Origin of the sequence: Cohnella sp. CFH 77786 (assembly GCF_019400745.1) — a bacterium.
Lineage (GTDB): Bacteria > Bacillota > Bacilli > Paenibacillales > Paenibacillaceae > Cohnella.
The window spans coordinates 276,250-290,736 of the sequence record NZ_WJIB01000001.1; the positions used below are offsets into that span (position 1 = coordinate 276,250).

At 58.8% G+C, this 14,487-nt stretch carries 12 protein-coding genes, 1 pseudogene and 1 other annotated feature; of the genes and pseudogenes, 5 read left to right on the forward strand and 8 right to left on the reverse strand.

The window, feature by feature from the left end:
* Nucleotides 1–100: 100 nt before the first annotated feature.
* A complete protein-coding gene (locus GE107_RS01320) occupies nt 101–610 on the forward strand; it encodes a ferritin (RefSeq protein ID WP_219637674.1) in 510 nt (169 codons plus the stop codon).
* A gap of 111 nt (nt 611–721) precedes the next feature.
* Here the strand turns inward: GE107_RS01320 and tyrS are convergent, their stop codons facing one another.
* A complete protein-coding gene (gene tyrS, locus GE107_RS01325) occupies nt 722–2,011 on the reverse strand; it encodes a tyrosine--tRNA ligase (RefSeq protein WP_219637675.1) in 1,290 nt (429 codons plus the stop codon).
* Nucleotides 2,012–2,071: 60 nt separating this feature from the next.
* Nucleotides 2,072–2,304: a binding site (T-box leader), on the reverse strand.
* A 130-nt stretch (nt 2,305–2,434) separates the two neighbouring features.
* On the opposite strand from tyrS, the gene GE107_RS01330 reads away from it, so the two are divergent.
* Nucleotides 2,435–5,554: a penicillin-binding protein 1A gene (locus GE107_RS01330; protein ID WP_219637676.1), complete on the forward strand. Its 3,120-nt coding sequence runs from the start codon at nt 2,435–2,437 to the stop codon at nt 5,552–5,554.
* A gap of 745 nt (nt 5,555–6,299) precedes the next feature.
* Here GE107_RS01330 and acsA read toward each other — a convergent pair.
* Complete coding sequence (gene acsA / locus GE107_RS01335) at nt 6,300–8,024, reverse strand: acetate--CoA ligase (protein WP_219637677.1); 1,725 nt, start codon at nt 8,022–8,024, stop codon at nt 6,300–6,302.
* 240 nt (nt 8,025–8,264) lie between these two features.
* On the opposite strand from acsA, the gene GE107_RS01340 reads away from it, so the two are divergent.
* Entirely contained in the window at nt 8,265–8,897 is a 633-nt protein-coding gene (locus tag GE107_RS01340; RefSeq protein WP_370636205.1) for a GNAT family N-acetyltransferase, read from the forward strand.
* A 28-nt stretch (nt 8,898–8,925) separates the two neighbouring features.
* Nucleotides 8,926–10,116 carry an acetoin utilization protein AcuC gene (locus GE107_RS01345; protein WP_219637678.1) on the forward strand — a complete coding sequence of 397 codons (1,191 nt, stop codon included), beginning with the start codon at nt 8,926–8,928 and terminating at the stop codon, nt 10,114–10,116.
* A 76-nt stretch (nt 10,117–10,192) separates the two neighbouring features.
* On the opposite strand, the pseudogene GE107_RS01350 reads toward GE107_RS01345, so the two are convergent.
* The 6 genes and pseudogenes from GE107_RS01350 to GE107_RS01375 form a co-directional block, all read right to left on the reverse strand.
* Nucleotides 10,193–10,396, reverse strand: a pseudogene (locus GE107_RS01350) (ATP-binding protein); the annotation flags it as partial.
* Nucleotides 10,389–11,090, reverse strand: coding sequence for a 5'-methylthioadenosine/adenosylhomocysteine nucleosidase (locus tag GE107_RS01355; protein ID WP_255570079.1), 702 nt, complete (start codon nt 11,088–11,090; stop codon nt 10,389–10,391). The gene GE107_RS01355 and the pseudogene GE107_RS01350, both read right to left, overlap by 8 nt.
* 88 nt (nt 11,091–11,178) lie before the next feature.
* Nucleotides 11,179–12,192: a catabolite control protein A gene (ccpA, locus tag GE107_RS01360; RefSeq protein WP_219637680.1), complete on the reverse strand. Its 1,014-nt coding sequence runs from the start codon at nt 12,190–12,192 to the stop codon at nt 11,179–11,181.
* 128 nt (nt 12,193–12,320) lie between these two features.
* On the reverse strand, nt 12,321–12,683 hold the full coding sequence (gene ytxJ, locus GE107_RS01365; protein WP_219637681.1) for a bacillithiol system redox-active protein YtxJ: 363 nt from the start codon (nt 12,681–12,683) through the stop codon (nt 12,321–12,323).
* A gap of 192 nt (nt 12,684–12,875) precedes the next feature.
* Nucleotides 12,876–13,289: a hypothetical protein gene (locus GE107_RS01370; RefSeq protein WP_219637682.1), complete on the reverse strand. Its 414-nt coding sequence runs from the start codon at nt 13,287–13,289 to the stop codon at nt 12,876–12,878.
* 82 nt (nt 13,290–13,371) lie between these two features.
* Nucleotides 13,372–13,815 carry a VanZ family protein gene (locus tag GE107_RS01375; RefSeq protein ID WP_255570081.1) on the reverse strand — a complete coding sequence of 148 codons (444 nt, stop codon included), beginning with the start codon at nt 13,813–13,815 and terminating at the stop codon, nt 13,372–13,374.
* A gap of 98 nt (nt 13,816–13,913) precedes the next feature.
* Between GE107_RS01375 and GE107_RS01380 the strand changes: the two genes are divergently transcribed.
* The gene (locus GE107_RS01380; protein ID WP_219637683.1) at nt 13,914–14,438 is read left to right on the forward strand and encodes a type 1 glutamine amidotransferase domain-containing protein; all 525 of its coding nucleotides are present in this window, start codon (nt 13,914–13,916) and stop codon (nt 14,436–14,438) included.
* Nucleotides 14,439–14,487: the final 49 nt, after the last annotated feature.

Genomic DNA, 14,487 nt, shown 5'->3' on the forward strand with positions numbered 1-14,487 from the left:
GGATATTTTTTCTTTTTGGTGGTATAATTGAATGCAGTCCTGCATCCCCCTGACATGCATGCAGGGGGATATTTTACGATCGAAAGGTGCGTGAACGGCCATGTTGAAAGAGGAATTGACGGAAGCGTTAAACGATCAAATGAACTATGAATTTTATTCGGCGCATGTTTATATGGCCATCGCCGCCTATTGCTCGGCCGAAAGCCTGGACGGGTTCGCCAACTTTTTCATCGTCCAAGCCGAGGAAGAACGGTTTCATGCCATGAAGCTCTACAAGTACTTGAACGACCGCGGCAAGCGGGCGACCTTGTCGGGCTTCGCCGCTCCGCAGAACGAGTACGATTCGATGCTGGACGCCTTCGAGCATGCGTTCGCGCACGAGCAGGAAGTGACGCGGCGCATCTACCATCTGTCCGATCTGGCCATGAACGACCGGGAGCATGCGACCATCCAATTCCTGAAATGGTTCATTGACGAACAAGTCGAGGAAGAAGCGATGTTCGACTCCATCATTCATAAGCTCAAGCGAATCGATAAGGACAGCAACGCCTTCTTCATGATGGACGCCGAATTCGCGCAGCGCACGTTTACGCCGCCTGCGGCCGAGTGAAGCGCAAAACCCAATCGACCCGAAAGCTTGCCGGCGGTTGGATCGCCGGAAGTCGCAAAACCGCCATCGCTCCTTCGAAGGAGCGATGGCGGTTTTGTCATCGGATCGTTCTCACCTGAACGTAACGCCGGCGTAATTCTTCTTGCCCCGCCGCAAAATCACGTATTTGCCGAACAGCCTCTGATCGCGTCCGATAACGGTTTCGATGCCGGACTGCTTATGGCCGTTCACGTACACCGCCCCGCTTTCGATGTCTTGACGCGCTTGCCGCTTGGACGGCGCCAAGCCCGACGCGACGAGCAAATCGATGAGCGGCGCTTCGTCCGCTTCCCCGATCTCCGCGCTGGCCATGTCCTGCATCGCTTCGATCAGCTCTTCCTCTCCCAGCTGCGATACATCACCGGAGAACAGGGACAACGTCACCTTCTCCGCGGTGTCAACCGCCCCTTGCCCGTGCACGATGCGCGTCACTTCGCGCGCCAGCGTCTTCTGGGCGACTCGTTGTTCCGGATTCGTCCGGAGTTCTTCCTCCAGCGCCTCGATTTCTGTCCGGTTCAAGAACGTGAAGTATTTCAGGAAGCGGATGACGTCGGCGTCGTCCGTGTTGATCCAGAACTGGTAAAACTGGTAGGCGGTCGTTTTGTTGCGGTCGAGCCATATGGCGCCCGACTCGGACTTGCCGAACTTTTTGCCGTCGCTCTTGGTGACGAGCGGCATCGTCATGCCGTAGGCGTCGCCCCCGCCCATTTTGCCGATCAGATCGAGGCCTGCCGTAATATTGCCCCACTGGTCGCTGCCCCCGATCTGGAGGGAGCAGCCATGATCGGCATGCAGCTTGCGGTAATCGTAGGCTTGCATGATCATGTAACTGAACTCCGTGAAAGAAATGCCTTGCGCGAGCCGGGAATCGACGGAGTCTTTGGCCAGCATGTAATTGACCGTAAAATGCTTGCCCACGTCCCGCAGGAACGAGATCAGGTCAAGTTGCCCGAGCCAATCGTAGTTGCTCACCAGCTTGGCCGCGTTCGGCCGGGCTTCGAAGTCCAGGAAACGGGACAACTGGTTTTTCAGCCGGTTGGACCACGCAGCGACGGTATCCGGACCGTTCAGGGTCCGTTCGGTCGAACGGCCGCTGGGGTCGCCGATGAGACCGGTACCTCCCCCGACGAGCGCAATCGGGACATGGCCGGCCAACTGGAAGCGGCGCAGGGTCAAAATCGCGAGCAAGTTGCCGATATGCAGGCTGTCGGCCGTCGGATCGAAGCCGCAGTACAGCACGACACGTTCTTCGTTCAGCTTTTTGCTCAAATGGTCCCGGTTCGTGACCTGGTACACCAATCCCCGGTATTCCAGATCGTCCAGCACATCCTGCGGGGAAACGTTCGTAGAAGCTGTCGTCATTTTCATCACCTCAGTCGGATTTTGGAGCTGCAGTCGATAAAATAAAAACGCCCCTGCCGAAGCAGGGACGAATCATCGCGGTACCACCCTTGGTTGAGCGCGCGGCGAGTCGCCGCACGTTCCACTCGAATCGGATATCGGCCGACCGCCGTCTTCTCCTTCCGCCGAAGGCGGTTTCGGACGAAGAAGCTCCGGGACGTAATTCGCGTCCGTTCCCGCACCGGCTTGCACCAACCGCCGGCTCTCTGGAACGTGGATTCCGAACGCTACTGGGTTCCCTTCATCGCTAGCACTCCAATATGTTGATACACTTTATATCATTTTCGGATTCCTTTGTCAACAAGCGACGGTTTCAACCCGCGAGAAGTCAATGGCAGCCAAAATGTGCTATAATTATTCCGATTGTTTGAAGGAGGCGTCATCATGGATCAATCGAAACAACACCCGCGAAAGCCTTCCCCCCGAAATCGCAAAGGCCGGGGCTGGATCACCGCAGGCAAAATCGCCGGCTTCACCGTCCTGTGGCTCGTGCTGTTCGGGGTGCTCGCCGGACTGACGGCCGCCGGCGCCGTCGCGGGGTACGTGGCTTCCCTTGTCAAAGACGATCCCGTGCGCAGCCAGAAATTGATCGAGCAGAAAATCGCCGAGAACGCCCAGACCGGATTCGTGTACTTCCGCGACGGCTCCCTGATCGGCCAGCTTCGCAGCGAGGAAGACCGACGCCCGATCACATACGACGAGATTCCCCAGCACATCATCGACGCCGTCATCTCGATCGAGGACAAAAATTTTTTCCAGCACATCGGCATCGATACGAACGGACTGCTCAGGGCCGTCAAGCAACAGCTGCTGAACGAAAGCGTCCAGACGGGCGGCAGCACGATTACCCAGCAAGTCGCCCGGCGCGTATTCCTGAGCCTCGACCAGACGCAAAGCCGGAAAGCCAAAGAGATTTTCCTGTCTCTCCGGCTGGAGCGGTACTTGAGCAAACCGGAAATCATCACGGCTTATTTGAACAAAATCCCTTACGGCAACGGCTCGTCCGGCTATCAGTTGGTCGGAATCAAAGCCGCGGCCAAGGGCATCTTCGGCGTCGACGACCTGAACAAGCTGAACATCGCCCAGGCGGCTTACCTGGCCGGCGTGCCGCAGCTTCCCTCCCTCTATTCGATTTTCACCAGCAAAGGCGAGTTCAAGGAAGAGAGCTTCAAACGAGCCATGGATCGGCAGAGGCTGGTGCTCCGGCGCATGCTGGAGGAGAACAAAATCACGCAAGCCCAGTACCAGGAAGCGCTCGCGTTCGATATTTACGGCTCGTTGGCCAAGCCGGTCGAGAAAGCCTACAACACGTATCCTTACTTGATGCTGGAAGTGGAGCGCCAGGCTTCGGAATTGCTCGTGCTGGCGCAAAACCCGAATTTGACCCGCGAAGACCTGAAGAAAAAAGAAAACGCCACCCTGATCGAGGACGCGCGCCAGCAGCTTCTGCGGGGCGGATACAAAATCAACACGACCATCGACAAGAAAGTTTACGATCTCATGCACGACATCGCAGAAAATCCAAAGAACTTCTCGCCCGACAACAAAGTCAAGGGCGTGGAGCAGACCGCTGCGGTGCTGCTGGACCACAAAACCGGCGCGATTCTCGGCATGATCGAAGGCCGCGATTTCCACCTGGAGCAAATGAACTTCGCCACCCAGATGACGCGGCAGCCGGGATCGGCCATGAAGCCGATCGCGGCCTATTTGCCGGCGCTCGACAAAGGGCTTATCCAACCCGCAAGCGTCCTGGACGACTCGCCGATCATCCTGGACAACGGCGGAAGCTCCAAACATATCCCGAAGAACGTCAATAACAAATACGCCGGGCTCGTTACGGCGCGGTACGCGCTCAATCATTCCCTGAACTTGCCCGCGCTCAAGATATTCCTGAACATGGTGACGATACCGGAAGCTTGGAAGTTCGCCAAATCGATGGGCATCACCACGCTCACGGAGGACGATAACCATGCCCAGACAGGCGTTATCGGAGGACTGAAGTACGGTGTCTCCGTCGAGGAATTGACGAATGCGTACGGAACCATCGCCAACAAAGGCGTATTCAACGACGCTTACTTGATCCAGTCGATCACGACCATAGACGGACAGCCGGTCTACGAGCACAAAGCGGAACCGAAGCGGATCGTATCGGAGCAGTCGGCCTACCTGATGACCGACATGCTCTCGACCGTCATCACGAACGGCAGCGCGACGTTGGTGAAATCCAAGTTCGACAAATTCGGCAAAATTGCGATCGCAGGCAAAACGGGTACGACGCAAAACTGGGGAGACGTATGGTTCGAGGGGTATACCCCGGACATTACGCTCGGCGTATGGGCCGGCTACGAGAAGCAAATTTACGAACTGTCCCCGGACGGCAGGAACCGCGCCAAGCTGATTTGGAGCCAGATCATGAACGCCGTCACGGACGCCAAGCCCGAATTGTTCAAGACCAAGAAGTTCGATAGGCCGGACGGAATCGTATCGATGACCGTCTCGAGTGTCAGCGGCAAGCTGCCGACGGAGCTGACGAGATCGGCCGGGCGCCTCGTGACGGATTTGTTCAACCGGAAGTACATTCCGACCGAAGAAGACGATTCGCTCGTGAAGATGAAATACATTTCCTATGACGGCGTCAATTACGTTCCGCTTCCGGAAACGCCGGAAGACATGCTGCGCGAGGCCGTCATGGTGAAACGGGAAACCCCGATCGACGTGCTGATGGAACAGATCAAGGCCGTACTGGGCAAAGTCAAGTCCCCCAGGCCCCTGTCTTTCTACCTGCCGGCCGACGCGGCCGAGAGCGCGCCGGGCAAGACGGATCCGCGCGTCGACGACGGGAGTCCGCCGCCGGCTCCCGGGGAAGTGTCCGCCGAAACGGTGGGCACGAACGTGCAGATTTCGTTCGCGCCGGTGGCAGCCGAAGACGTTGCCGGCTACCGCCTGTACCGCTCTTCGGACGGAACCAACTTCGAGAAAGTGGAAAATTCGATCCTTGCCGGCGAACCGCCTACATTCGTCAACGTCGGAGCCGGCGGACAGGCGTACAGTTATTACGTCACCGCCGTCGATGTCGCCGGCAACGAATCGGCCCGCAGCGCGGTTGTCTCGACCGACGGTTCCGGTCCCGGAACGGACCCGAGTTTCCCGGATCCCGGCAACGGCATGGATCCCGGTTCGATCGATCCGGGCACCGTGATCGATCCGGGCAGCGGCAACGGCGAAAGCGCCGCCTCGGTGCCCTCCGCCCCGACCGGACTGAAAGCCGAAACGTCGGACATCGGCGTCACGCTCACCTGGCAGCAGAATCCGCCCGATGAAGGGGTCACGTCCTATCAAATCTGGTTCGCGGCGAACGAACGAGGCAAGTATCAGCTGCTGGGAACGTCGGATACGAACCGTTTCGAATTCGTTTCTCCGCTGAGCAACGGTTGGTACCGGGTGACGGCGGTCAATGGCAAAGGAGAGTCCCCGCCTTCCGCGACGGTCCAAGCCAAGTCGTAAGCACGTACGCAGGTATCGAGACAAGTGTAACGCCTGACGGCGTCCTGACCGGTATTCGTGTCTAGGATTCCGAAACACGTTCCGTCACGTATGAATTCCTGTCAGGTATAACGTTAGAATATCTTGTTGGGATACCATCCGGATACGGCCGTTTCTCGAAAAGGTTTGCCGGATTCGCCCCACCGGTCAACATTAGAGGGAAAACCTCCCTCTAATATTGACCATTTCACAGATTTGGGATATTTATGGAAAACCTCCCTCTAATCTCGGTGAAAAACCTCAATGAAGGGATATAGCCGAAATTAGAGGGGGGTTTTTCCTTCTCATCACGCAAGTGTTGCCAATACGCTACCATAGAGGGCCGTTTTCCCTTTAATCCCCTGACTGCGCGACAGCCGACCCATCTGAGGCACCCTGATCGGAGACTATCCGAATTCAGATACACGTATGAAGCTCATGCGTACGAGTCACGAAATCCGCTTCGCAAGATGAACAGAGCGTCGATACCGTAAACGGCTCCCCTCCCGCTCTCCAAAACCACTCCTTCTGGAAACCTATCATTTCCACATGGCGGATTTAATACTTTCTGAATCACTAAAAAAGCCCCTCAAGCTCTACAACGCTTGAAGGGCTTTCTCCATTATTCAAAAAGTTGCGTTCCTATTCATTTCTGAACGATCTTCGATAAAAACGACATTCTCTGTACCACGAGGACGACGAAGTCGTTTTAACGAGTAATATCAGATTAATCCTCGATGGTGGACAGGTCGCCTGTCGGAAGGTTAAGCTCCCAAGCCTTGAGCACCCGTCTCATGATTTTACCGCTCCGGGTCTTGGGCAATTTGTCCTTGAACTCGATCTCCCTGGGGGACGCGTGGGCGGACAGCCCTTCCTTCACGAACTTGGCGATGTCGGCCTTCAATTCTTCGGAAGGTTCATATCCTTCCCGCAACGAGATGAACGCCTTGATAATCTCTCCCCGCAGCGGATCCGGTTTGCCGATGACGCCGGCTTCGGCGACCGCCGGATGCTCGACCAGTTTGCTCTCGACTTCGAAGGGCCCCACCCGTTCGCCGGACGTGTTGATGACGTCGTCGATCCGCCCCTGGAACCAGAAGTAGCCTTCTTCGTCCCGGTAAGCGGAGTCTCCCGATACGTACCAGCCCGGAATCCGGAAATATTCTTCGTATTTGGCCGGATTGTTCCAGATTTTGCGCATCATCGAAGGCCATGGCGTGCGAATGGCGAGGTTGCCCATCCGCAGCGGAGGAAGCTCGTTGCCTTGATCGTCGATGATCGCGGCTTGAACGCCGGGAATCGGCCGGCCCATGGAACCCGGTTTGATCTCCATGCTCGGGTAGTTGCAGATCAGCTGGCCGCCGGTTTCGGTCATCCACCACGTATCGTGGATCCGTTGACCGTATACCTTGTAGCCCCAGCGGACGACTTCGGGGTTGAGCGGCTCGCCGACGCTGAGCACGTGGCGAAGGTTGGACAGGTCGAATGGTTTGACCGCCTCGTCGCCGGCACCCATGAGCATGCGGAACGCGGTCGGTGCGCTGTACCAGACGGTGACTTTATATTTCTCAAGCGTGTTGTACCAATCCTGAGGACTGAACCTTCCGCCGCGGACGACGTTCGTCACGCCGTTCAGCCACGGCGCGAAGATGCCGTACGACGTGCCCGTGACCCAACCGGGGTCGGCGGTGCACCAATACACGTCGTCCTCCCTAAGATCGAGTACGATCCTGCCGGTATAATAATGCTGGATCATCGCATTCTGGACATGGTATACGCCTTTCGGCTTGCCGGTCGAGCCGGACGTATAATGAAGAATGAGGCCGTCTTCCCGGTCCAACCACTCGATTTCCGTTTCATCCGAAGCGCCTGCCATCGCCCGGGCAAAATCGACGATGCCTTCGCCTTCCGTGACGCCGTCTCCGAAGACGATCACATGCTTGAGCTCCGGCAATTCGGCGCGCGGAACGCGGGACATCAGCGAAGGCGTCGTCACGATCGCGACCGCTCCGCTGTCCTGAAGACGGTCCTTCACCGCCGTTTCCATGAACGCTTCGAACAGAGGGCCGACGACGGCGCCGACTTTGATCGCTCCGAGGAGGCTGAAATAGAGCTCCGGCGTCCGCGGCATGAAGATGAACACCCGGTCGCCTTTGCCGACGCCGAGCCGGCGGAGAACGCCCGCGAACTTGTTCGATTGCTTCGCCATCTCCGCGTACGTATAGCTTTCTTCCCGCTGATTGTCGCTATAGTGCAGGGCGATCTTGTCCCCGCGTCCGGCCGCGACATGCCGGTCGATCGCTTCGTACGCCATGTTGACTTTCCCCGTGCGCGACCAAGAGAACTGCGCTTCGACGTCTTCCCACCGGAAGGATTTTACCGCTTCCTCGTAGGGTCCCAGGTTGGAGACGCTAGCTACGGGGGCTAATTTCTCATTGTGTTCCAGTGTCATCTTCTTCACCTTCCCGTCTGGTTTCCCCTGAAAACGTAATCGCTTTCAATTGCTTGACTGCCGTTTTCGCCATAAGCATTATACCACAGCGAGACGATTCGGCGCATGAAATTAGGTTCAATATCTTCCATTCGAAGGGACAAATTCACTCTCCTATTGTATAATGACACCAAATCGAGTCGTTAGTTCCGTGCCCTCCGAGGCCCGGAACCGATAAACCGCATGATGGAGAGATCGCATGTGAAGCACGTCAAGACGGAAGTTGCGCATACGATCGAACGGGACGGACGCACCCTCGTCGTCGAAGGGCCGGTTCCGCCGGAACGGCTCCGCGCCCTGACGATGCACCCTGCCTTGGACGCGTTCCGCCGTCCGAAGGACCAGCACGCCGCATTGATCGAAATCGCGGGTTTGCCCGAAGGACGAGTGATCGTGGCGCGCGACGGCGAAGTCGTCGCGGGTTACGTCACGTTTCACTACCCGGACGAGTTGGAACGCTGGTCCGAGGGCGGCATGGAAGATCTGATCGAACTCGGCGCCGTCGAAGTGGCGGACGATTACCGCTCGCTCGGACTCGGCAAAGCGATGATCGCGGCCGCCTTCGAGAACGGGCAGCTCGACAACGCCATCGTTTACACCACGGAATATTATTGGCACTGGGACCTGGAGGGCAGCGGGCTGTCCGTCTGGGAGTACCGGGGCATGATGGAGCGCCTCATGAAATCGGTCGGCATGGTGTGGTTCGCGACGGACGATCCGGAAATCTGCGCCCACCCCGCGAACTGCCTGATGGTGCGGATCGGCAAGGACGTGCCGCTCGAATCCGTCGAACGGTTCGACCGGGTCCGGTTCCGGCAGCGTTTCATGTATTAGTTCGTTTAGGAAAGGCAGGAGACGAAACTTGACTTCGAGCGCCGTATGGATCGATACGTCCGCCTCCCGGCGTTATCGCTTTCATGACGATCATCCCTTTCACCCGGTCCGCCTCGAGCTCACGGAACAGCTCCTCCGCAAGGCCGATGCGCTGAAACCGTCGCAGATCGTTGCCCCCCTTGCGGAGTCGGATGCGGAAGAGGCGGTCATCGCCCTGCACCGCTCCGATTACGTGGAAGCCGTCCGCGCCTTAAGCAGCCGGGACCCCTCGCCGGAGGCGATACGTTCCGCGGACAAATTCGGGCTGCAGCAGGACGGCGACACTCCCTATTTTCCCGGCATGCACGAAGCCGCCCTGTCGGTCGTGGCCGGATCGCTGGCCGCGGCAGAGGCCGTCATCTCGGGCTCGGCGAAACGGGCTCTGCATCTGGCCGGAGGGCTGCACCATGCGTTCCCCGAGCGTGCCTCCGGCTTCTGCGTATACAACGACGCCGCCGCCGCGATCTCGCGCTTCCGATCGCAGCATGGCGCGCGGGTTCTCTATGTCGACACGGACGTCCATCACGGAGACGGGGTGCAGTGGTTTTATTACTCCGATCCGGACGTGTTCACGTTCTCCATCCATGAAACGGGCAAGTTTCTGTTCCCCGGAACGGGATTTTCGCACGAGCGCGGGGAAGCCGCCGGTTACGGAGCTTGCTTGAATATTCCGATGGAACCGTACACGGAGGACGAATCGTGGCTCGCCTGCTTCCGTGCCGGGCTTGCGAGAGCCGCGGACGTGTTCCGCCCGGACGTCATCGTCAGCCAGCACGGCTGCGATGCCCACGCGTTCGATCCGCTGGCCCACATCCATTGCAGCATGCGAATCTATCGGGAGATGCCCCGGATCATCCGCGAAACCGCCGACCGCTACGCGCAGGGACGGTGGGTCGCGTTGGGCGGCGGCGGATACGACCATTTCCGGGTCGTTCCCCGCGCCTGGAGCCTGCTGTGGCTGGAGATGAGCGGCCATCCGCTGCTGCGCGGAATCGACGCCGCGCATGACCCGTTGGCGCTTCCGGACGGGTGGCCGTCGCCCGGGACGGGCGACGGCCACCCGCAGATGCCGCGGACCTGGCTGGACGACACGTCCGTCTGGACGCCGATGCCCAGGCGCTCGGAGATTGAAGAGAAAAACAGAAAGACGCTGGAGATCGCTCTCCAGCATCTCGGATAACGTTTCTAGCCCGCTTGGTCCGGCACCTGCAGCTTGAAAGAATACGTGACGCCGCCCCGTTCGCTGACACTCCGCAGCGGCTGCCATACCATTCGAGGATTTGCCGCACGAACGCCAGTCCGATTCCCGAGCCGCCGCTCTCGCGGCTTCGGGACTTGTCGGAACGATAGAATTGGCTCCAAATGCGCGGGATCCCTTCCTCCGGGATGGGATCCCCTACGTTGTACACGGACAATACCCAACCGTCTTGGTTCGCTTTTCGGGTGATTCCATTAGATATTCTTCACCATGTCGTCCACGATGGCGAACGAGCGGTTCGCGGCTTCCACCGTGAATTCCGCGAAATTGACGTGCGCCGATCCGTCGGCCTTATCGGACATCGACCGGATGATGACATGGGGGACGGCGTTCATGTAACAGACCTGGGCGACGGACGCTCCCTCCATTTCCGTACAAGCGCCGCCCATTTCCTCATGCAGCCGTTTGACGGTTTCCCGGTCCGCGATGAATTGGTCTCCCGACAACACCTTGCCGATGCGGCAGCGACCGGGAAATACCCGCTCTCCGGCCTCGCAGGCCAGGCGGACCAACGATTCGTCCGCCGGAAAATCGGACACTTCCTGGTAGGGAATGGCGCCGCGGGCGAAACCGAGCGCGGTGACGTCCATGTCATGCTGGACGCTGCTGCGGGAGACGACGATGTCGCCGATCTCCAGAGCCGGATCCAGCGCCCCGGCCACCCCGGTGAAAATGACGGCGTCCGCTCCGAACCGGTCGATCAGCACTTGCGTGCAAACCGCCGCATTGACTTTGCCGACGCCCGACTTGCACAGCACGACGTTAGTGCCGTGCAGCCGTCCGACGTAATACGAGATCCCGGCGTGGCGCTCCACCCGTTCGTCCTGAATGGCGCGAAGGAGCAAATCGATTTCTTCCTGCATGGCTCCGATGATGCCTATCGTTCCGTATGGCAAGGAAATCATCCTTTCTCTCGCGAAGAGGCCCCGCTGCGGCACCGATCTCCCGCACGGGGCTTCTTCGAAATCATCGTATCGATTCTCGTTATTTGCCTCTGGGAGCCGCTACGGAACGGCGCATGATCAATTCATGCGGCAGCGTCACCCTAGCGTTCTCTACCGATTCCTTCTTCATGAGCTTCGTCAGCAGCCGCATGGACACGGCTCCGATATCGTACATCGGCTGGGCGACGGTCGTCAGCAGCGGACGGACCATCGACGCCATCCGGCTGTTGTCGACGCTGATCACGGACACGTCTTCCGGCACCGTCAAGCCGGCATCCTGAAGGCAATGGATCGAGCCGATCGCCATTTCGTCCGTTGCCGCGAAGATCGCCGTCGGCCGATCGGACAGATGGAGGAAGTACTCGGTCGCCTCGACGCCGGACTCGTAACGGTAATTCCCGACCCGGACGTAGTCCTCGCGATACGTGATGCCGGCTTTCTCCAAGGCGCGCTTATATCCTTGGAATCTCGCATAACCGCCCGCGGGGTCCTGCAGCGTACCGCTGATCATGGCGATGTCGCGGTGGCCTTCCTCGATCAGCTTCGTCACCGCGTCGAACGACGCGCCTTCATGGTCGATGTCGACCGACGGCATCGTTCCCTTCTCGTCGGTAGTGGCGCAGAGCACGATCGGCACGTTGGACGTATTGAAGGCCTGCAGATGCTCGTCCGTCACGACGCCTCCCATGAACAGAAGGCCGTCGACCTGTTTCTCCAGCAGCGTGTTGACGACGCGGATTTCCTTGTCCTTACGCTTGTCTGCGTTGCTTAGGATGATGTTGTAATGATACATGTTGGCAATGTCTTCGATCCCCCTCGCCACTTCCGCGAAGTTCGCGTTGGCGATGTCCGGGATCACCACCCCGACCGTCGTCGTCTTCTTGCTCGCGAGCCCGCGGGCCACCGCGTTCGGGCGGTAGCCCAGCCGTTCGATCGCCTCGTACACTTTCTTCCGCGTTTGCGGCTTCACGTTCGGGTTATTATTGACGACACGTGAAACCGTGGCCATCGACACCCCGGCTTCGCGAGCCACGTCATAAATGGTTACCGTCACTATTGTTCGCTCCAATGTCATGTCGGACGACTGCAATCGGCTTGTCCGGCCATGGATATTTAAGGTAATGATACGACAAAACGATCGTTTTCGCAATGCGGAGCCGCGCTCCGGAAGCGGATTCCCGGTTATTCGGCGGCGTTTGCCGGCCTTCCCAGCTTATCGGAGAAGAAAGCATAGGTGAGGTTCCAATGCGACTCGTTCCAGACCGGTTTCCCGTCTTCCACCAGAATGGCCTGCGGGGATTTATGCTGAACTCCCAGCTCCTCCGCGATCGCGTTGCTGACCGGACGGTCCTCGATCACGTGCACGATGGCGACGTCGACTTCCGCTCCGGCCGAATCCTTCACATAGCTCGTCAGTTCTTCATGCGCACCGGCACTGATGGGACAGCTGGTGCTGTGCTTGAAAACGAGCAGCGGCCGCTCCGCGGAACCTTTGATCGCGTCCTTCCACTGCTCCAGACTCGTCAACTGGCGTATTTCCGTCAAGCTCCTGCACCTCCTTGAAAATGCTTGGTTGTTTTTCATGGTAGCAGAAAATGCGCGGCATCGCAAAACCGACGCTTCTCCTAAAACGAATCCCCCGAAGCGACGTAAATCCATGTACAAAAAATAGGCCCGGGGTGGGCCTGTGGAACGGAAAAATGCGAGAATATGTAGGTCTGCCAAAACCGGAGAAGCTTACGATATGTAAAGGGAACGAAGCTGGGACAACCGGCCCTCGAGCTCCGATTTCCAGATCTCGTCTCCCAAGGAGGCGGCGATCAGCCACAGGTCGAGCAGCTCGTTCGTCCTCTCCTCCGCGGCGCGGGCCACGAGGTTTTCCTCGAGCGGTTCCTTTCCCGTATCCATCGCCAGCGACAGTACGCCAGCCCATTCGTTCATCTGATCGAAGGGGATCGTGCGGGGAGCCGGTTTCGATCCCAACTGGCCGATCAAGCTGCCGATCTCGCCTTTGACGCCCGAGTCGACTTCATGGCTTCCGCAACGGGAACAACAGTATACGGGCACGCGGGTGATGTTGACCTTGCGCGCATAAACGACCGTACGAAGATGAAGCTTCTTCGTGTCTCCGCATTCGCAACGTTTCTTCAACGGGGTATCTCTCCTTACCAAACCTCAGAGCTTCACCCTATTGTATTCGCGGCCCTTCTTTCGAAATCCTCCAATCGAAACGTCAGTATTTTCTGGAAGCGCCCCGTGCCCGAATGTACCCGCGGGCAAGCAGAATCAAGCATGCAGAGGCCGCGCCGATGGCGTCATGCTGCAAGTCCAGCAGGTCCGGCGTCCGGTTCGGCACGTAGGCCTGGTGCCATTCGTCGGTTGCGCCGTAGAGTACGCAGACGGCCATGATCCAGAAGCAGCCTTTCCAAGTAAATGCATACGCGCCGAAACCGAACGCAAGGGCCCACGCCAGGATGAAATAGGCGGCGTAATGCATCGGATCGAAGCTCTGCAGCCCGGGCAGCAATTGCCGGAAGAACGGAAGCCAGCCGTTCAGCTCGCTCCCGCTCCGGGCGGAGAGCAGATAAATCACCGCCATCCAGATCACGGCGGGAGCGAAGCGCCATAGACGCCTGACGAAGGGCCGTGCCGGGGAAGCGTTGCGATAGGACGGCAAACGGGATCAAACTCCTTCCGGCGCCCGCCCTCCGGATGAAGGACGGCGCCGCTTCTGATACAATGGATGGGACGAGGATGAAGAGGAGGCTGGACCCCATGTCCGCATCGAAAAAAGTGATCTGTCTCGTAGACGACGAATTCGAAGATTTGGAATTGTGGTACCCGGTCTACCGGGCCCGCGAAGAAGGCGCTGAGGTGCTGCTGGCCGGTCCGGAGCGTGGACGCAAATACGTCGGCAAATACGGCGTGCCCGCCGTTTCGGACCTCTCATACGACGATTTGGACGCCGATTCCTGCGACGGCCTGCTGATCGTCGGAGGATGGGCGCCCGATAAAATCCGCAGGGACCCCAGGGTGCTTGAATTCGTCCGCCGCGTCGACCAAGCCGGCAAGCCGATCGGCCAAATCTGCCACGCCGGCTGGGTGCTCATCTCGGCTAAAATCGCCAAGGGACGCACCGTCACCTCCACGCCCGGCATCCGGGACGACTGGGAGAACGCGGGGGCCGCATGGCTCGATGAACCGGTCGTGATCGACGGAAACTGGATTTCCGCCCGCAGGCCCCCGGATTTGCCGCCGTACGCCAAGGCGTTCTGCGACAAGCTGTTCGGCCGCGCCTAACGCGAACCCCGGCCGCGATGGAACCCGGGATGAACGGCTCACGTCGTCT